This is a genomic window from Variovorax sp. 10N412, from assembly GCF_056394985.1.
This window is the reverse complement of the sequence record NZ_JBFTIO010000013.1, coordinates 114,584-137,322: the sequence shown is the minus strand read 5'-3', so window position 1 is coordinate 137,322 and position 22,739 is coordinate 114,584. Positions and strand designations below refer to the sequence as shown.

The following is a 22,739-nucleotide window of genomic DNA, read 5'->3' as shown; positions in this document are numbered from 1 at the left end:
GGACAACGATGAAGATCGAAGTGAGTACGCCCGCAGCTTCAAAGGGCGGAAATGATTCGGCGATAGCCAAGCTCCAGACGCAACTTGTGTCGCTGCAAAAGCAGATGCGCTCGCTGACGGATCAACTGCAGAACACGACGGACCGCGATGCGCGCCGGATGATCCAGCAGCAGCTTCAGGCGCTGCAGATGCAAATCCAGACGATCCAGGAGCAGATGATGCGGCTGCAGATGCCTGTAGACCCACAGATCGAGGGGATCAAGGGAGCGATGAAGCAGGTGCAGGCTGTTTCCGCAGGACTGCCGTCACGGGGGGCGAATCTCACCAGCGGAAGCGTCATCAATACGTCGGCTTGAGGTTGGCCGGTGCCGAAGACACCTCGGCACACTGCCGCTTCAGATGGTCGATGAGCCATCTGCCAGCGGGGCCTGGCGGCTGGGCGGCGGGATAGACGGCGGAAGTCGTCAGCGGAAAGCCGCCGGGCGGGATGTCGTCGACATCGAGCACGACGAGCGAGCCTCGCGCGATGTCTCTGTCCACCATGTGCCTTGGCATGCTGCCGTAGCCCATGCCGTCCTTCAGGAATGCGTATTTGGTCGACAGATCGCCCAGGCGCCAGGTCGTGGGCGACACCACGCCGTAGTCGCGCCCCGTCATCAGCTCGGAGCGGTCCGTGAGCACCAGCTGCACGTGCTTGCCGAGTTCGCTCCGGGGAATTCGGCGATCGAAGCTCGCGAGCGGATGCTCGGCCGCAGCCACCATCACCAGGGAGATGTCGCAGAGGCGCTCCCTGAGCAACGAGGGGAACTCCATGGGGAGCGCACCCAGGACGCCCATGTTGCAGCGCCCGTCGAGTATGGGTTGGTAGGCCGCGCCCAGCGCCTCGACAAAAAGCCTCAGGGGCGTGAACGGAAACCGGCCGGCGAACGCCTTGATTGCTTCGCTGATGACGGCGGTGGGGAAGAACACGTCCACGACGACGGACAGTTCCGCTTCCAGCCCCGAGGACATGAGTCTTGCCCTGGCCTTCAGGGTATCGACGCCCGCGACCACGTTGCGCGCGTCGGCCAGCAGCAGCACGCCCTCGGGTGTGAGCCTGGGGAAACGCCCGGACCGGTCGAAGAGCACCACTCCTACCTGGTCTTCGAGCGACGCGATCCAGCCGCTCACCGCTGACTGCACGCGGTTGAGCTTTCTTGCCGCTGCGGAAAAGCTGCCTTCGTCGACCGCTGCGATGAAGGTTCTGAGTTGATCGAGTGAGACGCCGTCGAGCATGGCGCGCAGAGTATCTCAAATGCAGATGCTTTGCATCTCAATAAATCGTCTATTCAGATCGATGTAGGAAAAGCATCATTCCTGCCATCCAAACATCTCCGTGAAAGATACATCGTGCCCTCATCCATCTCCGACCTTCTGCGCGCCGCGGCAGCGCGCGTGGGTTCACCGCGGTCCCGCGCCGGCATCCCTCCCATTTCATCCACCCCCATGGAGAACCCCATGCAGATCCTTCATCTCGACTCCAGCGTTCTAGGCCCCGCCTCGGCGAGCCGGCTTCTTTCAGCCCGCATCGTCGAGCGCCATCGCGCGCTTCGCCCCACGGCGCAGGTGGCGTACCGGGACCTGGCCGCCGATCCTGCGTTGCATCTGTCCGGCACGCACATGGCTGCGTGGCAAGGCATGGCGAGCGACGACGCCACCCTGAACGCCGACCTGCTCAAGGGCAACACCTACATGGAAGAGCTCTTCGCTGCCGACGTGCTGGTGATCGGCGCGCCCATGTACAACCTCTCGGTTCCCACGCCCCTGAAGGCCTGGATCGACCGCATCGCCGTAGCGGGCAAGACGTTTCGCTACACCGCGACCGGACCTGAAGGCCTGCTCAAGAACAAGAAGGCGTTCATCGCGTCCTCCCGCGGCGGGGTGTATTCGGCGGGCAGCCCCGCGGCTGCACTCGAGCACCAGGAAAGCTACCTCATCGGCCTCCTCGGCTTCCTGGGCGTGACCGACGTCACCGTCGTGCGCGCGGAGGGCCTTGCCATCAGTGCGCAAGCCAGGGACGCCGCCATGCAACGCGCGCTGGACGACATCGGCGCCATCTCCGCGTGACACGCACACCTTCAACCATCAAAAGGAAATCACCATGACCTATTCCATCATCGGCGCCGGCAATGTCGGCACGGCCCTCGCACGCCAGTTCGCCCGCAGCGGCATTGCCGTGAACATCGCGAACACCCGCGGCATCGACTCGCTGGCAGAGCTTGCCAACGAACTGGGCAGCCACGTCACACCCGTGGCGCTGGAGGACGCGCTGAAAGCGGAGGTCGTCATTCTTGCGGTGCCGTTTCGCGCGCATGCCAGCGTTGCGGCCGCATTGCCGGACTGGTCCGGCAAGGTCGTCGTCGATGCCATGAACACCTATGGCATTTCGCCGGAGGAACTGAAAGGCCAGGCATCCAGCCATGTCGTCGCAGCCGCATTCGCGGGCGCGGATGTCGTCAAGACCTTCAATCAGCTGCCGGCCAAGCTGCTCGCGATGAACCCGGCCGCCCAGGGCGGCCGGCGAGTCATGTTCGTTGCCGGCGACTCGCAAGCCGCCTCGGGAGCCATCGCAAAGCTGGTGGACGACCTCGGCTTTGCTGCCGTGGTGTTGGGAAAGATCGCCGAAGGCGGAGCGCTGCTCGGCATGGGCGGCCCGCTGATTCTGCAGAACCTGGTCAAGTACTGAGCAAAGCCTGCGCGAACTGTCGCGTGTCACCTGGCCGTGTGGACCGTGCAAGATGCGCGGGCAAATCAGTGCCTGGTCTGTCCGTTGCCGTACAGACGGGGCCCGCCTGCACGGGTGACGATGGCGCAATGCACTACTGGAGTACAGGCGGCGGTGTTCACTGGATGAAACGGCGAAAGCCATCGAGGTTCGAGCATGCGCAATTTTTTGACCCACAACCGGGATGAGCTGATTTCACGGTGCAAGGCAAAGGTTGCGCTCAGGCCTCGACGCGCCGCAACCGAACAACAGCTGGCCAACGGCATTCCGTTGTTTCTCGACCAGCTGATCAGAACATTCGCCGCGGAAGAAGACGACAAGCCGGCGGAAAGCATCAGGATCTCGGGGCCCTCGGGCGGAGATTCGCAGGCCTTGTCGGAAATGGGCGTGACGGCCACCGCCCATGGCAAGGAACTGCTCACGCTGGAATACACCGTCGACCAGGTCGTCCACGACTACGGCGACCTTTGCCAGGCCATCACGGACATGGCCTTCGAGCGCGACGCCCCCTTCGCTGTCGGCGAGTTCCGCACGCTGAACCGATGCCTGGACAACGCCATTGCCGATGCCGTCACTGAGTTCAGCTACCAGCGCGACGCAAAAATTGCGCGCCAGCAGGACTTCGACGCCAACGCGCGCCTCGGCTTCCTCGTTCACGAGCTGCGCAATTCCCTGGGGACGGCCACGCTTGCCATCCACGCCCTCGAGCTCGGCAGCATGCCGGTGGGAGGGGCCACCGGAGCCGTGCTGAAACGCAGCCTGTCGGCAATGGGCACCCTGATCAGCCGAGCGCTCGCCGAGGTGCGCAGCGGCACGGCCGAACAGCGGCAGACATTTTCCGTCGCCTCATTCATCAAGGACGCTGAAACCGCGGCCCAGCTCGTGGCGAGCGCCGCGGGCTGTCCCTTCGAGGTGGCCCCGGTCGAAGCCTTGCTGGGCGTGCGTGGAAATCGCGAGCTGCTGCTCGCCGCCTTGGCGAATCTCCTGCAAAACGCGTTCAAGTTCACTCGCCCTCGCACAGCGGTCGTCTTGAAGGCCTACGTGCTCGACGAGCACGTGATGATCGAAGTCGAAGATCGCTGTGGCGGGCTGCCATCGGGAAGCGCCGCCACGATGTTCGCCCCCTTCAATCAGCACAGCCATGACAAATCCGGTCTGGGCCTGGGGCTCTCCATCGCGCGCCAAAGCGTCGAGGCCGACCTTGGCACGTTGACGGTTCGAGACGTGCCGGGCACGGGCTGTGTTTTCACCATTCGCCTGCAACGCCACGCCCTTTGATGGCAAGCGCCCGACTTTCCCCTGCCTCCACGAAGGCCAAGTCACTCGCGCTCGAAGGCAGGCATGCGGCGCAGCGGGCGCCGGGCCGCTGAGACGGCTCAGACCATCGAGCGATTGCGCCCGCTTTCCTTGGCCCTGTAGAGCGCGCGATCGGCGGCCTCGATCAGCTGCAGTTCCCATCCGTGCGCCTGCGCGCCCTGCAGCGTCGCGGCACCGACGCTGGAGGTGACGCGTCCGTGCGGGCTGGCGCGATGCGGGATGTTCAGCGCATGGATGCGCTCGATCAGCAGGTCGGCGACGTTGCGTGCGCCCTGCAGGTCGGTGTTGGGCAGGATGATCGCCAGTTCCTCGCCGCCGTACCGCGCCACCAGGTCGCCGGGGCGCCTGGCGCGATGCTGAAGCGCCTCGGAGACAGCCTTCAGGCACCGGTCGCCGGCCACATGGCCGTACGTGTCGTTGAAGCGCTTGAAGTAGTCCAGATCGAAGAGCAGCAGCGACAGGGCGGTCCCTTCCCTTGCCGCCCGTCGGGCCTCGACGCTCAGCGCCTCGTCGAAACTGCGGCGGTTGGCCAGGCCGGTGAGCTCGTCCCGGGTCGCCAGCACTTCCAGCCGGCGGTTGGCCTTCAGAAGGGCCTCGCGGGTGGACATCAGGGAAGCTTCCGCACTGACGCGTCGCTGGATGTTGATGATCAGACGCCGGCCAACCGCCGCCACGGCCGCCAGCAAGGCACCCACCACGGCCAGCGTCAGCAGTGCCTGGTGCCGCCAGGCCAGCAGCGCCTCGTCCCTGCCGAGCGCCACCGTGGTCACCACCGGGTAGCGGTCGCTCTTGCGAAAAGCATAGAGCCGCTGCGTGCCGTCCAGCTCGGAGCGAAAGGACGCCGTGCCCGCCGTGCCGGTGTCGATGAAGTGGCGCAGGAAGTTGGGCGACCTGGAGAAGTCGCGGCCCATGTCCTGCTCGCGGTAGGGGTAGCGCACCAGCAACTGCCCGCCGGTGGTGGCCAGGCTGATGGCGCCGCTGCTGCCGAGGTCGATCGCTCCGAACGGGCGCAGGAAGTTCTCGATGCCCAGCGTCACGACGACCACGCCGGTGAACTTGCCGTCGCCGTCCTCCAGGCGCCGGCTGACCGTGATCACCCATTCACCGGTGGCGCGGCTGCGGATCGGCGAGCCGATGAAGATGTCGCGCGACGGGTTGCTGCGGTGGTGGGTGAAGTAGGCACGCTCGAGGCTGTCGGTTCCCGTCAGCAGGCCCACCCTGGATTGCATCACCCAGTCGCCTTGGGCGTCGAGGATGGACAGGCCGTTCAGCTGGTCCAGCAACTGCTCCTGGCGGCCGACCAGCAATTGCATGCGCCGCAGGTTCTCGGGCCCGCGGCCCTCGGTTTCCAGCCGTTCGACCACGCCCAGCAGCAGCATGGCGCTCTGGGCAAAGATGCCCTCGGCATAGATGTTCAATGCCTGCGCCAGGTTGAGGTTGTTGGTGTCGATTTCGCTCAGCGTGCGCTTGCGCGTTTCCCACACCTGCCACACGGTGGCCGACAGCACCGAGGTCAGGACAGCCAGCAGCAGAAACCTGGCAAGGCGAACATCGCGCTTCATGGGCGCAATCCCTCGGACGAACTTGTTCTCATGACTTCCTGCCGTCGCCCGTGGCGGGCAGCGTCCGGCTCGCGCTGCGCCTTGCCGGGCAAATGAACTCCGGACTCTATCCGACCGGACAGCTTGAAAAATTTCATTCTTTTGTACTAAACAATTGCTTCTCCCTGTCGATATCCCAGAAAGCCTTGAAGCGCCACGCCGTTCGAACCCCCGCTTTTCAGCCCGCCTTTCTTTTTCATGGAGAACGCAATGAAGCAGTTCAAGGATTTCAGGATCGGCACCCGCATGGGGGCAGGGTTCGCAGCCGTCATCGTGCTGCTGATGGCCATGGTCGCGGTCGGCATCAGCCGCATTCGTGCCGTGGACCACAACACCGAGGTGATTGCGCACGACCGCTATGCCAAGGTGGCGCTGGCCCAGACCATCGAGAACGAGGTGAACAGGCAGGCCCGGGCCTTGCGCACGGCGCTGATCGCGCGGGATCCGGAGGCGGTGAAAGGCGAACTCGCCAAGATCGAGGAATCCGCGCCGCAGATCGCCGCGGCCACCGAGCGCCTGAAGCTCGTCATTCACACCGAAGCCGGCAAGGAAGCACTGCGTGCGCTGCTGGAGGCACGCAGCAATTTCCGCACGCATGAAGCGCGCCTGGTCGCGCATATCCAGGCGGGCCGGATCGACGAGGGACGCGACTACCTGGTCAAGGAGATGCTCGCGCCGCAAACAGCCTACCTGTCGGCCATCGAGGCGTTCTCCCGGACCCAGGTGCAAGGCATGGAGCAGTTCACCGCCGAGGCGGCCGACATCGCCCGTGGCGCCACGGTGCTGATGCTGGGCATCGGCGCATTGGCCTCGATGCTGGCGGGTGTGATCGCGGTGCTGTTGACCCGCTCGATCACGCGCCCGGTTGGCGAAGCGGTGCGGGTCGCCCAGACGGTGGCCGCGGGCGACCTGACTTCGCGCATCGACGTGCGCAGCGACGACCAGACCGGCCAGCTGATGCGCGCGCTCAAGACCATGAACGAGAGCTTGTCCCACGTGGTGGGCGGTGTGCGAAGCAGCACGGACACGATCGCCATGGCGTCCAGCCAGATCGCGGCGGGCAACCAGGACCTGTCGTCGCGCACGGAAGAGCAGGCCAGTTCGCTGGAACAGACGGCCGCGGCGATGGAAGAACTCACCGGCACGGTCAAACAGAATGCCGACAACGCGCGCCAGGCCAATCAGCTGGCGGTGCTGGCGTCCGAGGTGGCCGTCAGGGGCGGCTCGGTGGTCGGCCAGGTGGTGCAGACCATGGACTCGATCCATGCGTCGTCGCGCAAGGTGGCGAACATCATCGGCGTGATCGACGGCATTGCGTTCCAGACGAACATCCTGGCGCTGAACGCGGCGGTCGAGGCGGCGCGGGCGGGCGACCAGGGCCGGGGCTTCGCGGTGGTGGCGGCCGAGGTGCGCAACCTGGCGCAGCGCTCGGCGGCGGCGGCCAAGGAGATCAAGGGCCTGATCGACGAGTCCGTGCAGAAGGTGGGCGAGGGCAGCGAGCTGGTCGGCGAAGCCGGCCGGACGATGCAGGAGATCGTGGGCAGTGTGCGGCGCGTGACGGACATCATGGGCGAGATCTCGGCCGCCAGCCACGAGCAGACCACGGGCATCGAGCAGATCAGCCACGCCATCGGCCAGATGGATCAGGTGACGCAGCAGAACGCGGCGCTGGTGGAAGAAGCGGCCAATGCCGCCCGGTCGATGCAGGAGCAGGCCGCCAGCCTGGTGCAGTCGGTGAGCCTGTTCAGGCTTGCGGATGCGGGGCCAGCCATGGTCTAGTCGACGGGTTGCCCTGCGGGACGGGCCTTTGTTTTCAACCAGATGTGCAAGATGAACCGGACAGAAATACTGGCGACAACGATCGACATGGCGCGCGCGGGCCTGGGCTTCACGCCGGCCGACGCGCTCGACTGCATCGCGGCCATGATCGGCGAGGCGGACCCGCGGAGCGACCTCCACGACGCCGAGGTCGAGAAGTTGCTGCGCCTGGCCGCCTGCATATGGAAACTGAAGCACGGGATGCTCGCATCGGCCGTTGCTTCACCGGCGAAGTCGCCGCCAACCGGCGAATGAGCGCGTGCGTCGAGATCTACAGCGCCGCGACCTTCACGAACACCGGATTCGAATAGAACCACAGGTCGGCGTAGTTGCGCGCATTGATGGCATTGAAGCGCGCCACGTTGTCGGTGCCGGTGGTCTGCGCGTCGGGCAGCGGTTCGCCGGCGGCGGTTTCGTTGGGCACGTCGGTGCCCAGGTTGGTGCCCCGCAGGCGGAAGTACTGATTGCCGCCGGCCTTCACCGTGTAGGTGAGCGCGAAGTAGCCGTCGGCGTCCAGCTTCCAGTCGCTGCGCGTGAAGCGCTTGACCACCCGGGTCGACGGATTGGTGTCGCGGGCGTAGCCCGGCGTGCCCGGCGCTTCCAGGCCGGTGACGTCGCCGGCGATCAGGTCGATGTGGTCGACCACCGGCTTCACGTTGGCATACACGCCGCTGCCGAGCTGGTACTCGAAGTTGTTGCGCTCGGGGCTCTTGAAGCGGATGGTGATCTTCAAGTCTTCGCCCGCCTTGGCCGCCACGTCCGACCCCATCTCGCCCGCGCCCTTGGCGCTTTGCACCTTGAAGTCGAGCGCGTCGATCAGGCCGCCGTTCACCGCGAAGAGCTTGCCCGAGCGCATGGCCGCGAGCAGCGACTTCGGCTCCTTGATGTCGCCCCACAGGTGGTTCCTGGCGTACTCGCCGGGCGCGTAGCCGCTGCTGTTCACGCCGAGGGATGTGGTGAAGTGGTAGTCGGAGTCGGCCACGTTCCAGATATGGCGGCCTTCGGACAGCAGCGCGTCCCAGGTGCCGCCCAGCCTGGCCACCAGGTAGTCGACGCCGCCGTAGGTGCGCGAGGGCAGGTTGGCGGGGATGTAGGGGCTGACGTAGCCGCCGCGGTCGGGCTCCATCTGGTTGCCGACCATGCCTTCGAGCGAGAACACGATGTTCGGCGCCAGGTCGTTCATTTCGCGCAGCTGCGCGGCCGTGTACTTGCCCGGGTTGCGCGAGGGGTGGTTGATCTGCAGGTAGCTGCTCTCGGGGTAGTTCGCCTTGAGCCAGGCGATGGCCGCGAGCGTCTCGGCGTGGGTGGTGTAGGTGGTGCCGGCCTTCGGGCCCCAGGCGGTGACGTCGCCGGCCGGGAACAGGGCGGGGTCGCGGTTGGTGAACAGGTACTCGAACTGGCTGGCCGCCTTCAGCGCGGCCGCCGACATGGGCGCGTCGGTCAGGATGCCCACGTTGCCGTGGTCGTGCGCGGGCATGTCCCACTCGAAGGACGTGAAGATCGTCTTGTCGGCGTACTTGCCCCCGGCCTGCAGTGCCTTGATGCGCGGCACCTGGTAGGTGGCCATGCCCTGCGAAAACGGAATCGGCGCGGGCAGCAGCACGCCGTTGTTGTCGTACTTGGAGGTTCGCAGGTGGTCGGACAGCGCGATCCAGTCGAGGCCGAACTGGTCGAAGGCCTTGGCCAGCACCTGGTCGAGCGTGGAGATCTGCTGCGTGTCGTCCGACTGCATGGTGTGGACGTGCAGGTCGCCCACCGTCCAGCGGCCGGGTGGGGTCGCAGGGGTGGGGTCGACCGGCGGTGCGGGCGTGGCGGGTGCCGCGGCGGTGGGCGTGGCTGGCGTCAAGGGGATGAAGGCGGCGCCGTTGGAGCTGCCACCGCCGCAGCCGGCCAGCAGCAGCGTGCCGAAGGCCAGGGTGGAAAAGAGCGTGCGGCGAAACGGCAGGGCGGCAGGGAGGGAGAGAGCGCTTGAAAGATGAGACATGGAGTTTGAAAACGATGACACGTGCGTGAAATGCACGCGTCCAGCGAAGCCGCCGAGTCTGGATTTGCGTCGTGACGCCCAGATGAAAGCGAAACGAAAGTCAGCTGCCGGGGCCTTCTATATTTGGTCGCCAAAGGCCCGAAACGAGCCGTGTGCCGGTGCGCTCTCTATAAACTGTGGCTCCTCCATGAATTCCAGCGCGCCCACTCCTTCTCTTCCTGCTTCCGTCGACGGCGGCGTGCTGTCCCGCATGGTGCGCACCGATCAACTCGTGGCGGTGCGCCGCAGCGTGCTGTCGGCCATTCCGATCAACGTGGTGCTCAGCTTCACCGCGACGCTGGTGGCCCTCAATTCGAACCGCGCCTTCGAGGGGTTGAGCTGGCTGCTGCTGGCGCTCGTGGCAAACGGCGTGCGCAGCTACATCTGCCGCTGGGCTTTCGCGCCCTCGCCGGGCGTGGTGGTCGAGAACGGCGTCGCGGTCTCGGCAACCGGCCGCCCGGTCGAGTGGCACCTGCGGCTGGCGGCGGTCATGGCCGCGGTGTCGGGCCTCGTCTGGGCGCTCATTCCGTTGCTGTGCAGCGGCTACTCGTCGCCGCAGGCCGTGTTCTATCTGACCGTGGTGTGCGGCATCAGCGCGGGCGCGGTCACCTACGGCAGCGCCTACGCGCTCGTGCCCATCAGCTTCATCACGCCCGCGCTGTTGTCGGTGGTGGGTTGCCTGGCCTATGCGGGCGGCTTCGACAACCTGGCCCTGGCCGCCATGGTGATGCTGTACCTCGCTGCGCTGGCGCGCGGCGCGCTGCAGAGCGAGAAGGCGTTCCGCGAAGGCAGCCGCCTGAGGAACGAAGCGACCGTCCTGGCCGCGCAATTGCGCCAGGTGCATGCGCTGTCGCTCGACGCCACGCAGCAGTTGGCCTTCCGCGCCTCGCATGACACGCTCACCGGGCTGCTCAACCGCGAAGGTTTCACCGAGGCCGCCACGCTGCACATCGCCGCGCCGGACGGCCGCCAGCACGGCCTGCTGCTGCTCGACCTGGACGGCTTCAAGGCGGTGAACGATGCCTTCGGCCACAAGGCCGGCGACCGCGTGCTGCAGGACGTGGCCGGCTGGCTGCGGCGCGAAACCGCCGACATGGAGGCCATCCTCGGGCGTTGGGGCGGTGACGAGTTCGCGGTGCTCTACACGCTGAAGGGGGAGCGGGAGACGCCCACGGCCATCGCCCAGGCGCTCATTCGCTCGATTTCTTTCGCCACGGCGCACTACGGCGGCCACCTGGGCGTGAGCATCGGCATTGCGGTGACGGACGATGCCGACATCGCCGACATGATCAGTTTTGCCGACGAGGCGCTGTACGAAGCCAAGCGCACCGGGCGCAACCGCTTCCAGGTGTTCGACACGGCGCTCAACCAGCGGCTGGCCACGCGGCGGGACGTCGAGCGCGACCTGCTGCACGCCATCGAGGCGCGCGCCATCGGCGTGTGGTACCAGCCGATCATGAGCAGCGACGTCCGCGAAGTGCACAGCCTGGAAGCGCTGATGCGCTGGCATCACCCGCGCCATGGCCAGATCGCGCCCGAGGAAGTCATCTTCGCGGCCGCCAACACCGGCCTGGCCGAGCCGCTGCTGCGCCACCTGGTGGACGAGGTGTGCCGCGGCATGCGCCAGCTGGAGGCCGGGGCCTCCAGCCTGGCCGGCGTGCCGATTGCCATCAACGTGTCGCCGCGCGAAATGGCGCAGCTGGCGGTGGACGACATCGTGCTGGGCCTGCTGAAGTCGCGCGGCATCGCGCCGCGCCGGCTGCAGATCGAGATCACCGAGGAAGTGGCGCTCGACACGCACGCCACGCGCAGCCGGCTCAGCGCGCTGTCGGCCGCGGGCGTGGCCATCGTGGTGGACGACTTCGGCGTGGGCTATTCGTCGCTGGCGTCGCTGCGCAGCGAGTACGTGCGCCAGGTCAAGATCGACCGCAGCTTCATCCTGGGGCTGTCGTCGTCGCCGGGCAACGTGGTGCTGGTCGATGCCATCGTGCAGCTCGGCCGGTCGCTGAACATCCAGGTCGTGGCCGAGGGTGTGGAAACGCAGGACGAGCTCGATGCCCTGCGCGCCCTGGGCTGCAAGCTGGTGCAGGGCTACCACCTGGCGCGCCCGGCCCCGCTGGTCGATGTGATGGCGTGGGACGCCGCGCGGGCGCCGCTGGTGTCCGCCGGCGCCAGCGCAGACGCGGCCTGAGCCTGGCGCCGACCTGCACGCAGGTCAGGCCCAGGCCAGGCGCGGCGATCAGGCCAGCAGGTCGCTCAGCGTGCGCGCAATCACCTGGGTCGCGCGTCGCAGGTCTTCGAGCACCACGCGCTCGTCGCTGCGCTTGGCGTGCGACTCGAGCACGGTGCGCGGCCCGGCACCGTAGATCACGCCCGGAATGCCGGCTTCGCCGTACAGGCGCACGTCGGTGTACAGCGGCGTGCCCATGGCCTTGATGGGCTCGCCGAACACGTCCTGGCCGTGCTTTTGAATGGCGTCGACCAGCGGCTTGTTGCCGGCCAGCGGCTTCATCGAGTTGGCCAGCAGCAGGCGCTTGATGTCCACCGTGATGCCCGCGCTTTCGGCCGCGGCATCGGCAATCACCTGGCGGATGTTCGCTTCGACCTCGACCGGGTTTTCTTCCGGGATCATGCGGCGGTCCAGCTTGAACACCACCTTGCCCGGAACCACGTTGGTGTTGGTGCCACCTTCGATGCGGCCCACGTTCAGGTACGGGTGCGTGATGCCCTCGACCTTCGACGTCACCTGCTGGTAGAGCGTGTTCTGCGCGTAGAGCGCATTCAGGATCTTCACCGCGCCCTGCAGCGCGTCGATGCCGGTGGTGGGAATGGCGGCGTGCGCCATCTTGCCGTGCACCGTCACCTCCATCTGCAGGCAGCCGTTGTGCGCGGTGACCACTTCGTAGCTGAAGCCGGCCGCGATCATCAGGTCGGGCCTGGTCAGCCCGTTCTTCAGCAGCCAGCCCGGGCCCAGGATGCCGCCGAACTCTTCGTCGTACGTGAAGTGCAGCTCGACACTGCCCTTGGTCGGCTTGGCCACGGCCTCGAGGGCGCGCAACGCGAAGGTGAAGCTCGCGAAGTCGCTCTTGCTCACCGCGGTGGCGCGGCCGTACAGGCTGCCGTCGGCGATTTCGCCGCCGTAGGGGTCGTGCGTCCAGCCTTCGCCCGGGGGTACCACGTCGCCGTGGGCGTTGAGCGCCACGGTGATGCCGCCGCTGCCGTACTTGCGGCGCACGATCAGGTTGGTGATCGACTCCAGGCCGTAGTCCTTCACGTCCTGCGCGGGCACGGCGTGCTTCTCGGCGTCGAGGCCGAAGTCTTTCAGCAGCTCGGCGGTGCGCTCGGCATGCGGAGCGTTGTTGCCGGGCGGGGTGTCGGTGGGCACGCGCACCAGCTGCTGCAGAAATTGCACTTCCTCGTCGAAGTGGGCGTCGATCCAGGCGTCGAGCTTGGTGTAGTCGGTCATGGTTGTTCTTCTGTCGGTCAATCGTTCAGTGGGCGTGTTCGGCGGCGAGGTTGTCGAGCAGGAGCTGGAAGGCCTGCACCGCCAATTGGATGTCGTCGTTGGTGCTCGATTCGAGCGGGTTGTGGCTGATGCCCGAGTTGATGCCGCGCACGAACAGCATGGCCTGGGGCATCACTTCGTGCAGCTTCATGGCGTCGTGGCCGGCGCCGCTGGGCATGCGGAACAGCGGAATGCCCAGCGCGTCGACGGCCTTTTCCCAGCGCTGCTGCCAGGCGGGCGCGCTCGGCGCAGCGGCGGCGCGCATGGTCTCCTCGAGCTCGTGGCGCACGCCGCGGCGCTCGCAGATGTCCTTCAGCGCGTTGACCACGTCGGTGGCCAGCGCGTCGCGCTGCGCGTTGTTGGGCGCGCGCAGGTCCAGGCTGAACTTGCAGCGGCCCGGCACCACGTTGATGGAGCCGCTGGGCACTTCGAGCATGCCGACGGTGCCGACCGAGTCGCCGTCCTTGGCTGCGCGCTGCTCGGTGTACAGAATGAGTTCGGCCACGGCGGCGGCCGCGTCGCGGCGGCGGTCCATGGGCGTGGTGCCGGCGTGGCTGGCCATGCCGATGACCTCGCCCACGTAGCGCACGCTGCCGTTGATGGAGGTGACGATGCCCAGCGGCAGGTCGAGCTCGGTGAGCACCGGGCCCTGCTCGATGTGCACCTCGACGAAGCCGAGGTAGCGCGACGGGTCGCGCTGGATCTTCGGAATGTCTTCTTCCTTCAGGCCCGCATGCTGCATGGCCTCGCGCATGGTGACGCCGTCGGCGTCCTTCTGCTCGAGCCAGCGTGCGTCGAAGTGGCCGATGAGCGCGCCCGAGCCCAGGAAGGTGGCCTTGTAGCGCTGGCCTTCTTCTTCTGCGAAGCCCACCACCTCGAAGGCGAAGGGCAGGCGCCGGCCCTGGCGCGCTAGTTCGCGCACGCAGGCCATCGGCACGAAGATGCCCAGGCGCCCGTCGTACTTGCCGCCGTTGCGCACGGTGTCGTAGTGCGAGCCGGTGAGCAGCGTGCGCGCGCCCGGTTGCGTGGCCTCGTAGCGGCCGACCACGTTGCCGACCGCGTCGATGTGCACCGAGTCGAAGCCGCACTCGCGCATCAGCGCGCTGATCTGCGCGGCGCAGGCGCGGTGCGCGTCCGTCAGGTACGTGACGGTGAGCTGGCCCTTCTCGGCATAGCCCGGGTCGGTGTGCACCGAGAGCTGTTCCTGCCAGTCCCACACGTCGTTGCCCAGCGTGAGGTCGGCGCCGAACTTGTCGTCCAGGCGAATCTCGGCAATGCGATGGATGTTGCGCAGCGCCTCGCCCAGCTCGAAGGCCGGGTGGTGATGCAGCCGCCGCGCGAAGGTGTCGATGATCTCGCGCTTGGCCAGGCCCGTGCCGCGCGGGCCGCGCACCGCCAGGATGAACGGAAAACCGAACTTCGCGTTGTAGTCGGCGTTGAGCTGCTGGATCTGCGCGAACTCCTCGGGCGTGCAGTCGGTCAGGCCGGCCTTGCTTTGTTCGTTGGTCGACTCGGCCGTGAGCGTCTTGCTGACCATGGCCTTGCCGGCGAGCTCGGGGTGGGCGCGGATCAGGCCGATCTGCTCTTCGTTGGACGCCGCCGCCAATGCCCGCACCATCGCATGCTTGAGGTGCACGAGCGAGCGGAAGGGCCGCGCGGCCAGCGCGCGCTGGGCGATCCACGGCGAATGCTCGTAGATGCCGTCGAGCAGCGCGACGGCCGCGGCGGGCACGGCGGCGTTGAGTTGGGCAATGGTGAGAGGGGTCAGGCTCATGATGCGGCTCCGGCTTCGAAGGGGTGCGCCTGCTTCCAGTGGCGCGCGATGTCCAGGCGCCGGCAGACCCACACACGGTCGTGCTGCGCGATGTGATCGAGAAAGCGCTGCAGCGCGGTGATGCGCCCGGGCCGTCCGAGCAGGCGGCAGTGCATGCCGATGCTCATCATCTTCGGGCTGTCGTCACCGTTCGCATCGCCTTCGGCGTAGAGCGCGTCGAAGGTGTCCTTCATGTACTGGAAGAACGGGTCGGCGTGCGAGTAGCCCTGCGGCAGCGCGAAGCGCATGTCGTTCACGTCGAGCGTGTAGGGCACGATGAGCTGCGGCACCACCGTGCCGTCGGTCTTGCGCACCTTCATCCAGAAGGGCAGGTCGTCGCCGTAGTAGTCGCTGTCGTATTCGAAGCCGCCGTAGTCGGCCACGAGGCGGCGCGTGCGCGGGCTGTCGCGCCCGGTATACCAGCCCAGGGCGCGCTCGCCCGTGAGCTGCTCGATGGCTTCCATGCCCAGGCGCATGTGCTCGCGCTCGGTGGCTTCGTCCAGGTTCTGGTAGTGGATCCAGCGCCAGCCGTGGCAGGCGATCTCGTGGCCCAGCTCCTTGAACGCGGCGGTCAGCTCGGGGTAGCGCTGCAGCGCCATGCCCACGCCGAACACGGTGAGCGGCAGGCCGCGCTTTTCGAACTCGCGCAGGATGCGCCACACGCCGGCGCGCGAGCCGTACTCGTAGATGCCTTCCATGCTGATGTGCCGGTCGGGGTAGCTGGCCGGGTTGAACATCTCGGAGAGAAACTGCTCGGAGCCCGCGTCGCCATGCAGCGTGGCGTTTTCGCCGCCTTCCTCGTAGTTCAGCACGAACTGCACCGCAATGCGCGCGCCGCCCGGCCACTGCGCATGGGGCGGGTTGCGGCCGTAGCCGACGAGGTCGCGGGGGTAGGGCAGGGTGGTGTCGTAGGCAGTCATGGGGTCGTTGCGGGTCAGGCCAGCGCGAGCGAGATGTCGTTGGTGGGAACCTTGCGGTCGAACGTGAGGTTGGCCTCGACGTGTTCCAGGTGTTCGGTCATGAGGCGCACCGCGCGCTCTTCGTCGCGGGCGGCCAGCGCCTTCACGATGTCGGCGTGCTCGTCGTTGGAGTGCTCGGCCGCGCTGGTGCTCTGGTACATCAGCGTGATGAGGGCGCAGCGCGAAATGAGCTCGCCCAAGATCTGCGCCAGCACCGTGTTGCCCATGAGCTCGGCCATGCGCACGTGAAAGTCGCCGAGCAGCTCGGTGCGGCCCGAGATGTCCTCGCCCGACACGGCGGATTTTTCGAGCGCCACGTGTTCCTTCAGCGCCTTGATCTTGGCCGGCGTGACGGTGCGCACGAACTCGCGTGTCATCTCGGCCTCGAGCATGCGGCGCACCTTGAACACCTGCTTGGCCTCGTCGACCGCGGGCGCCGCCACGAAGGCGCCGCGCGCGGGCTCCAGGCGAATGAGCTTGTTCTGCGACAGCTGGAACAGGGCTTGGCGCACCAGCGTGCGCGACACACCGAAGTGGTCGGCCAGCTTCTGCTCGGCCAGCTTGGTGCCGGGCTGAAGCCGGTGCTCGACGATGGCCTTGGTCAGCGCGTCGACGATCGAACGTGTGGTGGAGGACTCCATGTTTTTCATGATAGACCCAAAGGCGGGAACTGTATACACTTTTGTCCACCGGAATATCCCGCATCCACCGAACAGACTTTCGTACTTTCAAGGAGCGCCTCATGGGCCTGAGCACCCACGTACTGGACACGATGCACGGCGGCCCCGCCGCGGGCATGGAGGTGGCGCTGTACACCACCGACGGCGACGCCGCGACGCTGGTGAAGCGCTTCACGCTGAATGCGGACGGCCGCAGCGACGGGCCGCTGTATGACAACCACTCGCTGAAGGCCGGCACCTACCGCCTGGTGTTCGACGTGGCGAGCTACTTCAAGGCCCGCAACGTGACGCTGCCGGAGCCGAACTTCCTGAACAAGGTGTCGCTGGACTTCGGCGTGGCGCACACCGACCAGCACTACCATGTGCCCTTGCTGGTCAGCCCGTGGAGCTACTCCACCTACCGGGGCTCCTGAGGTCAGTCGCCTTGCTGCTGCCCTTCGGTCAGGGTGTCGAGCTGGAAGCGTCCGCTCTTGTCCCACAGCCAGGTGTCGGTCCACGTGACCGCGCCGAGGCGGGTGGCGGCGGGGAAGGGCGCGGCCTGCAGCACGGCGCGCTCGATTTCGGCAATGACCTCGGGCGCATGCTGCGGCGCGCGCAGCCAGTGCATCGACACCACCTTGCCGCCCGCGTCCAGGTTCACCTGCAATGTGCCGACCGCATAAAGAATGGGCGGCAGCTGGCCGCCGTAGATGCGCGAGCGGTTGATGTCGTAGATGTGGCGTGCCGCATCGCGGCGGTACTCGCGCGCGGTGGCGGCGCTCGAAGCGCGCGGCACGCGGCCGGAGGCGGCTGCGCCCGGCGCGGACGCACTGCTCAGCTGGCCGGGAACGGCCCCCGGGCCGGTGCTGCCGCAGCCGGCGAGCCACAACGCGGAAAGAACGGAAGCAGCAAGTGCAAGGCGGCGGGGGGTAAGCTGGCGATTCATCGCCGGGTTTATACCGTGAGTCTTCATGGCCCGGGCAACCGAAGGTATCGCTCATGAGTGGCGCAGTCGACCAGTTGCTCGCGCGTCTTCGCCATGAAGACGCGGTGCTGGTGCGCGTCGAGTCAACCCAGGGCTCGGCGCCGCGCGAGGCCGGGACCTGGATGGCGGTGTGGGCCGACGGCCTCACGGCCACCATCGGTGGCGGGCAGCTCGAGTTCCAGGCCACGAAGGAAGCGCGCGACCTGCTGGCCGGCACGCGCGCACCGTTCGACGGCATCCAGCGCTACCCCCTCGGCCCGAGTCTGGGGCAGTGCTGCGGCGGCGTGATGTTCCTTTCTTACCAGCGCATCACCGCATCCGATGCGCCGGCGCTGCAGCGCGAGCTGGTCGCGCAGCTCCGGCCCGTGGCGCTGTTCGGCGGCGGCCACGTGGGTGCCGCGCTGGCGCGCCTGCTGGCCGCGCTGCCGTTCGCGGTGCGCTGGATCGACAGCCGCGACGGCGTGTTCCCCGACGAACTCCCCGCGCAGATCGACACCGAGCATTCGGAGCCCGTGCAGGACGCCGTCGCCGCGCTGGCACCGGGCAGCCGCGTGCTGATCATGAGCTTCAGCCATGCCGAAGACCTCGACATCGTCATCGCCTGCCTGAAGCGCCTGCGCGAGCGCAACGACCTGCCGTACATCGGCCTGATCGGCAGCAAGACGAAGTGGGCCACCTTCAGCCACCGGCTCGAGGCGCGTGGGTTCACGGCCGAAGAGCTCGCCCGCGTCACCTGCCCGATCGGCGTGCCCGGGATCACCGGCAAGGAGCCCGAGGTGATCGCCGTGGCGGTGGCGGCACAGTTGTTGCAATCGCTCGGTTGAACAGGGTTTCCCCGGCGGATACGCTCAAAAAAACCACTCCGTCCCTTGCCAAAACTGTATACACTTTCGGTCCACAACAAGCCGCAGCGGAGCGAGGCCCATTTCATGGAGCCTGCGTTCGCGGCACTTTCTCTGCTTACAGTGCCCGCGGTGGTGAGCAGGCTGAAACCCCTTCCCGGCGCCCCCACGCGCCGGCTGGGTTGAGAGAGAGCACATGGAAAGCTACTACCTCGACTGGGCGAACCTGCTGCTGCGCTGGGTCCACGTCATCACCGCCATCGCATGGATCGGCGCCTCCTTCTACTTCGTGATGCTGGACAACAGCCTCGAGAAGCCGCAGGACCCCGAATCGCTCGACAAGGGCGTGGGCGGCGAGCAATGGGCCGTGCACGGCGGCGGCTTCTACAACATGCAGAAGTACGCGCTGGCGCCCAAGAAGCTGCCGGACCACCTGCACTGGTCGTACTGGGAAAGCTACAGCACCTGGATCACCGGGTTCTCGCTGTTCACCATGTCGTACCTGTGGAACGCGAGCACCTACCTGATCGACAAGTCCAAGATGGACTGGCAACCCGGCGCCGCCATTGCCGTGGCGCTGGCCTTCTTCGTGGTGTTCTGGATGGTGTACGACGGCATCTGCCAGGTGTTCGGGCGCCGCAAGAACGGCGACACCATCGTCGGCGTGCTGATCGCCCTGTTCATCGTCTTCGCGACCTGGCTGGCCTGCCAGTGGTTCGCGGGCCGCGCGGCCTTCCTGCTGGTGGGCGCCATGATGGCCACCACCATGAGCGGCAACGTGTTCTTCTGGATCATTCCCGGCCAGCGCAAGAACGTACAGGCGCTGCGCGAAGGCCGCCCGGTCGACCCGGTGCACGGCCAGCGCGGCAAGCAACGCAGCGTGCACAACACCTACTTCACGCTGCCGGTGCTGTTCGCGATGCTGAGCAACCATTACAGCTTCACCTACACGCACAAGTACAACTGGATCGTGCTGCTGCTGATCATGCTCGGCGGTGCGGCCATTCGCCAGTTCTTCGTGGTGCGCCACCGCTTCAAGCTGGGCAATGCCGGCAACCCGCTGCCTTATGCGCTGGTCGGCATCGTGGTGCTGGGCCTGACCATCGTGTGGATGAAGCCCGAGCCCGTGGCGGCGCCGGTGGCATCTGCCGCGGCACCCGCGGTGCCGTTCTCGCAGGTGCAGAAGGTGCTCGAGCAGCGCTGCTTCATGTGCCACGGCCCGGCCGTGCAGATGAAGAACGTGCGCGTCGATTCGCCCGAGCAGGTGGCCGCGCATGCGCAGGCGATCTACCAGCAGGTGGTGGTCACCAAGATCATGCCGATGAACAACGCCACGGGCATCACCGACGAAGAGCGCGCGCTCATCAGCCGCTGGTTCCAGGCCGGCGCAAAGACCAACTAGACACGACACAAGCAGACCGGCGGGGGCGGGTCACGGTCCGCAGCACAATCGTCGGACTGGAGACAAAGCAGATGACCGCACCGACACCATCCTTCGGCACCGCCCCCGATCCGCGCGAAGCCCCGCGCGCTTTTCTCGAACATCTCTACCGCGTGGCGGTGGACCGCGCGCTGCCGCTGTCCACCCTGGGCGCCCACCTGCCGCCGCCGCCGGACCCGCGCAAAGGCCGCACGCTGGTGCTGGGCGCGGGCAAGGCGGGCGGTTCGATGGTGCAGGCGCTCGAAGCGCTGTGGCCGGCCGATGCGCCGCTGTCGGGGCTCGTCGTCACGCGCTACGAACACATTCCGCCGCGCCCAGAAGGGGTGCCGCAGCGCATCGAGATCGTCGAGGCCGCGCACCCGGTGCCAGACGCGGCGGGGCAGCAGGCCGCCGAACGCATGCTGGCGCTCACGCAGGGCCTGACGGCCGACGACCTCGTGCTGTGCCTGATTTCGGGCGGCGGCTCGTCGCTGCTGGTGCTGCCGGCCGAAGGCCTGACGCTGGCCGACAAGCAGCGCATCAACAAGCAGCTGCTCGACAGCGGCGCCGGCATCGGCGAGATGAACTGCGTGCGCAAGCACCTGTCGCGCATCAAGGGCGGCCGGCTGGCCGCGGCCTGCGCGCCGGCGCGCGTGGTGACGCTGACCATCAGCGACGTGCCGGGCGACGACGCCGCTGTCATCGCCAGCGGCCCGACGGTGCCCGACGCCACCACCTGCGCCGATGCGCTCGCCATTCTCGACCGCTACGCCATCGAGGTGCCCGCGCCGGTGCGCGCCCGACTGGCAAGCGGCGAACTCGAAACGCCCAAGCCGGGCGACGCGGTGTTCGAAGGCCATCAAACGCACATGATCGCCACGCCCCGGCAGTCGCTGGAAGCGGCCGCAAAGGCCGCGCGCGAAGCCGGTGTCGAGGCGCACATCCTCAGCGACGAGATCGAAGGCGAGTCGCGCGAAGTCGGCAAGGTGCATGCCGCGCTGGCGCGCGCCGTGGCGCACCGCGGCGCGCCCTTCGCGCGCCCCTGCGTGATTCTTTCGGGCGGCGAGACCACGGTCACCATTCGTCCGCGCGAGCCCGGCCAGGCCAAGGGCCGGGGTGGGCGGGCCGGCGAGTTCTGCATGGGGCTGGCGGGGGCCCTCATGGGCGAGCCGCAGGTGTGGGCATTGGCGGCAGACACCGACGGCATCGACGGCGTGGAAGACAACGCCGGCGCCTTCGTCACGCCCGACACGCTGGTACGCGCCACCGCGGCGGGCCGCAAGCTGTCGGACCACCTCGACCGCAATGACGCGTACGGCTATTTCGACGCCGTGGGCGACCTTTTCGTGACCGGGCCGACGCACACCAACGTCAACGACTTCCGCGCGTTGCTGATCCTGTAGGCGACAGGGGGGCTTGGCCCCTGCCGGGCGGGCGTCGTGAACTCGGGTTAATCTATGCACCCGGCGGCCCCGGGGCCGTCTTTGCCGCCGTTGTCGCCAGCGCGCCCTGCCGGGTGCCGCACCGCAGACCCAGATTCCCCTTTTTTCATCCCCCAGTCCTCGAAGGAAAAATTCGCATGACCGCCTCCTACTCCGACACCCGCCTGCTGATCGACAACGAGTGGGTCGACTCCACCGGGGGCAAGACGCTGGACGTCGTGAACCCCGCCACCGGCAAGGTCATCGGCAAGGTGGCGCATGCCAGCATCGCCGACCTCGACCGTGCCCTGGCCGCCGCACAGCGCGGCTTCGACAAGTGGCGCAACACCCCCGCCAACGAGCGCGCCGCCGTCATGCGCCGCGCCGCTGGCCTGATCCGCGAACGCGCCGGCGACATTGCCAAGCTGCTGACGCAAGAGCAAGGCAAGCCGCTGGCCGAAGCCAAGGGCGAAACCCTGGCTGCCGCCGACATCATCGAATGGTTCGCCGACGAAGGCCGCCGCGTCTACGGCCGCATCGTGCCCTCGCGCAACCTGGCCGCGCAGCAACTCGTGCTGAAGGAGCCGCTGGGCCCCGTCGCCGCGTTCACGCCGTGGAACTTCCCGATCAACCAGATCGTGCGCAAGCTCGGCGCCGCACTGGCCACCGGCTGCTCGTTCCTTGTGAAGGCGCCCGAGGAAACCCCGGCTTCGCCCGCCGCGCTGCTGCAGGCCTTCGTCGACGCCGGCATCCCGCCCGGCACCGTGGGCCTGGTGTTCGGCAACCCGGCTGAAATCTCGAACTACCTGATCGCCCACCCGATCATCCGCAAGGTCACCTTCACCGGCTCGACCCCGGTCGGCAAGCAACTGGCCGCACTGGCCGGCTCCCACATGAAGCGCGTGACGATGGAACTGGGCGGCCACGCACCGGTGATCGTGGCCGAGGACGCCGACGTGGCGCTGGCCGTCAAGGCCGCCGGCGCCGCCAAGTTCCGCAACGCGGGCCAGGTCTGCATCTCGCCGACCCGCTTCCTGGTACACAACAGCCTGCGCGAGGAATTCGCTCGCACGCTGGTGAAGTACACCGAAGGCCTGAAGCTCGGCGACGGCCTGGCCGAAGGCACGACCATCGGCCCGCTGGCCAACGCCCGCCGCCTGACGGCCATGGCCCATGTGCTGGACGACGCGCGCAAGAAGGGCGCCACCGTGGTGGCCGGCGGCGAACGCATTGGCGATACCGGCAACTTCTTCGCCCCCACCGTGCTGACCGACGTGCCGCTGGACGCCGACGTTTTCAACAACGAACCCTTCGGCCCCATCGCCGCCATTCGCGGTTTCGACACCCTCGAAGAAGCGATTGCCGAAGCCAACCGCCTGCCGTTCGGCCTGGCCGGCTACGCCTTCACCAAGTCGATCAAGAACGCGCACCTGCTGAGCCAGAAGCTCGAGCTGGGCATGCTGTGGATCAACCAGCCCGCCACGCCTTCGCCGGAAATGCCTTTCGGCGGCGTGAAGGATTCGGGCTACGGCTCGGAAGGCGGCCCGGAAGCGCTCGAGGCGTACCTGAACACCAAGGCCGTGTCGATCATGGGTGTCTGAACCGGCTCACG

General features: G+C 67.3%; 20 protein-coding genes. 12 read left to right on the top strand and 8 right to left on the bottom strand.

The window, feature by feature from the left end; all coding sequences use genetic code 11:
* Positions 1 to 8: 8 nt before the first annotated feature.
* Positions 9 to 356 carry a FlxA-like family protein gene (locus tag AC1DJH_RS24815; RefSeq protein WP_472122958.1) on the top strand — a complete coding sequence of 116 codons (348 nt, stop codon included), beginning with the start codon at positions 9 to 11 and terminating at the stop codon, positions 354 to 356.
* Here the strand turns inward: AC1DJH_RS24815 and AC1DJH_RS24810 are convergent.
* Complete coding sequence (locus AC1DJH_RS24810; RefSeq protein ID WP_472122956.1) at positions 340 to 1,275, bottom strand: LysR family transcriptional regulator; 936 nt, start codon at positions 1,273 to 1,275, stop codon at positions 340 to 342. The two genes, AC1DJH_RS24815 and AC1DJH_RS24810, sit on opposite strands and share 17 nt — an antisense overlap.
* A gap of 222 nt (positions 1,276 to 1,497) precedes the next feature.
* Here AC1DJH_RS24810 and AC1DJH_RS24805 point away from each other — a divergent pair, with 222 nt between their 5' ends.
* The 3 genes from AC1DJH_RS24805 to AC1DJH_RS24795 all read left to right on the top strand — a co-directional run bounded on the left by AC1DJH_RS24805 (position 1,498) and on the right by AC1DJH_RS24795 (position 4,042).
* Complete coding sequence (locus AC1DJH_RS24805) at positions 1,498 to 2,106, top strand: FMN-dependent NADH-azoreductase (RefSeq protein ID WP_478187512.1); 609 nt, start codon at positions 1,498 to 1,500, stop codon at positions 2,104 to 2,106.
* A 34-nt stretch (positions 2,107 to 2,140) separates the two neighbouring features.
* Complete coding sequence (locus AC1DJH_RS24800) at positions 2,141 to 2,725, top strand: NADPH-dependent F420 reductase (protein ID WP_478187511.1); 585 nt, start codon at positions 2,141 to 2,143, stop codon at positions 2,723 to 2,725.
* A 195-nt stretch (positions 2,726 to 2,920) separates the two neighbouring features.
* Entirely contained in the window at positions 2,921 to 4,042 is a 1,122-nt protein-coding gene (locus tag AC1DJH_RS24795) for a sensor histidine kinase (RefSeq protein ID WP_478187510.1), read from the top strand.
* A gap of 98 nt (positions 4,043 to 4,140) precedes the next feature.
* Here the strand turns inward: AC1DJH_RS24795 and AC1DJH_RS24790 are convergent, their stop codons facing one another.
* Positions 4,141 to 5,643 carry a GGDEF domain-containing protein gene (locus AC1DJH_RS24790; protein WP_478187509.1) on the bottom strand — a complete coding sequence of 501 codons (1,503 nt, stop codon included), beginning with the start codon at positions 5,641 to 5,643 and terminating at the stop codon, positions 4,141 to 4,143.
* Positions 5,644 to 5,892: 249 nt separating this feature from the next.
* Here AC1DJH_RS24790 and AC1DJH_RS24785 point away from each other — a divergent pair, with 249 nt between their 5' ends.
* Positions 5,893 to 7,461, top strand: coding sequence for a methyl-accepting chemotaxis protein (locus AC1DJH_RS24785; protein ID WP_478187508.1), 1,569 nt, complete (start codon positions 5,893 to 5,895; stop codon positions 7,459 to 7,461).
* Positions 7,462 to 7,512: 51 nt separating this feature from the next.
* Positions 7,513 to 7,755 carry a hypothetical protein gene (locus tag AC1DJH_RS24780; protein ID WP_478187507.1) on the top strand — a complete coding sequence of 81 codons (243 nt, stop codon included), beginning with the start codon at positions 7,513 to 7,515 and terminating at the stop codon, positions 7,753 to 7,755.
* A gap of 16 nt (positions 7,756 to 7,771) precedes the next feature.
* Here the strand turns inward: AC1DJH_RS24780 and AC1DJH_RS24775 are convergent, their stop codons facing one another.
* Positions 7,772 to 9,484, bottom strand: a complete 1,713-nt coding sequence (locus AC1DJH_RS24775; RefSeq protein WP_478187506.1) for a CehA/McbA family metallohydrolase domain-containing protein — start codon at positions 9,482 to 9,484, stop codon at positions 7,772 to 7,774.
* Between the two features lie 187 nt (positions 9,485 to 9,671).
* On the opposite strand from AC1DJH_RS24775, the gene AC1DJH_RS24770 reads away from it, so the two are divergent.
* Positions 9,672 to 11,714: a putative bifunctional diguanylate cyclase/phosphodiesterase gene (locus AC1DJH_RS24770; protein ID WP_478187505.1), complete on the top strand. Its 2,043-nt coding sequence runs from the start codon at positions 9,672 to 9,674 to the stop codon at positions 11,712 to 11,714.
* Between the two features lie 48 nt (positions 11,715 to 11,762).
* Here the strand turns inward: AC1DJH_RS24770 and AC1DJH_RS24765 are convergent, their stop codons facing one another.
* The 4 genes from AC1DJH_RS24765 to AC1DJH_RS24750 are packed head-to-tail and all read right to left on the bottom strand — an operon-like array spanning position 11,763 to position 16,450.
* Positions 11,763 to 12,989 carry a M20 family metallopeptidase gene (locus AC1DJH_RS24765; protein WP_478187504.1) on the bottom strand — a complete coding sequence of 409 codons (1,227 nt, stop codon included), beginning with the start codon at positions 12,987 to 12,989 and terminating at the stop codon, positions 11,763 to 11,765.
* Positions 12,990 to 13,014: 25 nt separating this feature from the next.
* Positions 13,015 to 14,802, bottom strand: a complete 1,788-nt coding sequence (gene uraD / locus AC1DJH_RS24760) for a 2-oxo-4-hydroxy-4-carboxy-5-ureidoimidazoline decarboxylase (protein ID WP_478187503.1) — start codon at positions 14,800 to 14,802, stop codon at positions 13,015 to 13,017.
* Positions 14,799 to 15,761, bottom strand: a complete 963-nt coding sequence (puuE, locus tag AC1DJH_RS24755; protein WP_435439487.1) for an allantoinase PuuE — start codon at positions 15,759 to 15,761, stop codon at positions 14,799 to 14,801. The genes uraD and puuE overlap by 4 nt, the downstream gene beginning before the upstream one ends.
* 14 nt (positions 15,762 to 15,775) lie before the next feature.
* Positions 15,776 to 16,450, bottom strand: coding sequence for a GntR family transcriptional regulator (locus AC1DJH_RS24750; RefSeq protein WP_435439488.1), 675 nt, complete (start codon positions 16,448 to 16,450; stop codon positions 15,776 to 15,778).
* A gap of 92 nt (positions 16,451 to 16,542) precedes the next feature.
* On the opposite strand from AC1DJH_RS24750, the gene uraH reads away from it, so the two are divergent.
* The gene (gene uraH / locus AC1DJH_RS24745) at positions 16,543 to 16,893 is read left to right on the top strand and encodes a hydroxyisourate hydrolase (protein ID WP_478187502.1); all 351 of its coding nucleotides are present in this window, start codon (positions 16,543 to 16,545) and stop codon (positions 16,891 to 16,893) included.
* 2 nt (positions 16,894 to 16,895) lie between these two features.
* Here the strand turns inward: uraH and AC1DJH_RS24740 are convergent, their stop codons facing one another.
* Complete coding sequence (locus tag AC1DJH_RS24740) at positions 16,896 to 17,405, bottom strand: hypothetical protein (protein ID WP_472122922.1); 510 nt, start codon at positions 17,403 to 17,405, stop codon at positions 16,896 to 16,898.
* Between the two features lie 53 nt (positions 17,406 to 17,458).
* On the opposite strand from AC1DJH_RS24740, the gene xdhC reads away from it, so the two are divergent.
* From xdhC to AC1DJH_RS24720, 4 genes are all read left to right on the top strand, one after another.
* A complete protein-coding gene (xdhC, locus tag AC1DJH_RS24735) occupies positions 17,459 to 18,268 on the top strand; it encodes a xanthine dehydrogenase accessory protein XdhC (protein WP_478187501.1) in 810 nt (269 codons plus the stop codon).
* A 214-nt stretch (positions 18,269 to 18,482) separates the two neighbouring features.
* The gene (locus AC1DJH_RS24730) at positions 18,483 to 19,688 is read left to right on the top strand and encodes a urate hydroxylase PuuD (protein ID WP_472122916.1); all 1,206 of its coding nucleotides are present in this window, start codon (positions 18,483 to 18,485) and stop codon (positions 19,686 to 19,688) included.
* 71 nt (positions 19,689 to 19,759) lie between these two features.
* On the top strand, positions 19,760 to 21,109 hold the full coding sequence (locus AC1DJH_RS24725; protein ID WP_478187500.1) for a glycerate kinase type-2 family protein: 1,350 nt from the start codon (positions 19,760 to 19,762) through the stop codon (positions 21,107 to 21,109).
* A gap of 176 nt (positions 21,110 to 21,285) precedes the next feature.
* Positions 21,286 to 22,728 (top strand): NAD-dependent succinate-semialdehyde dehydrogenase, encoded by a 1,443-nt coding sequence (locus AC1DJH_RS24720; RefSeq protein WP_478187499.1) that lies wholly within the window; start codon positions 21,286 to 21,288, stop codon positions 22,726 to 22,728.
* Positions 22,729 to 22,739: the final 11 nt, after the last annotated feature.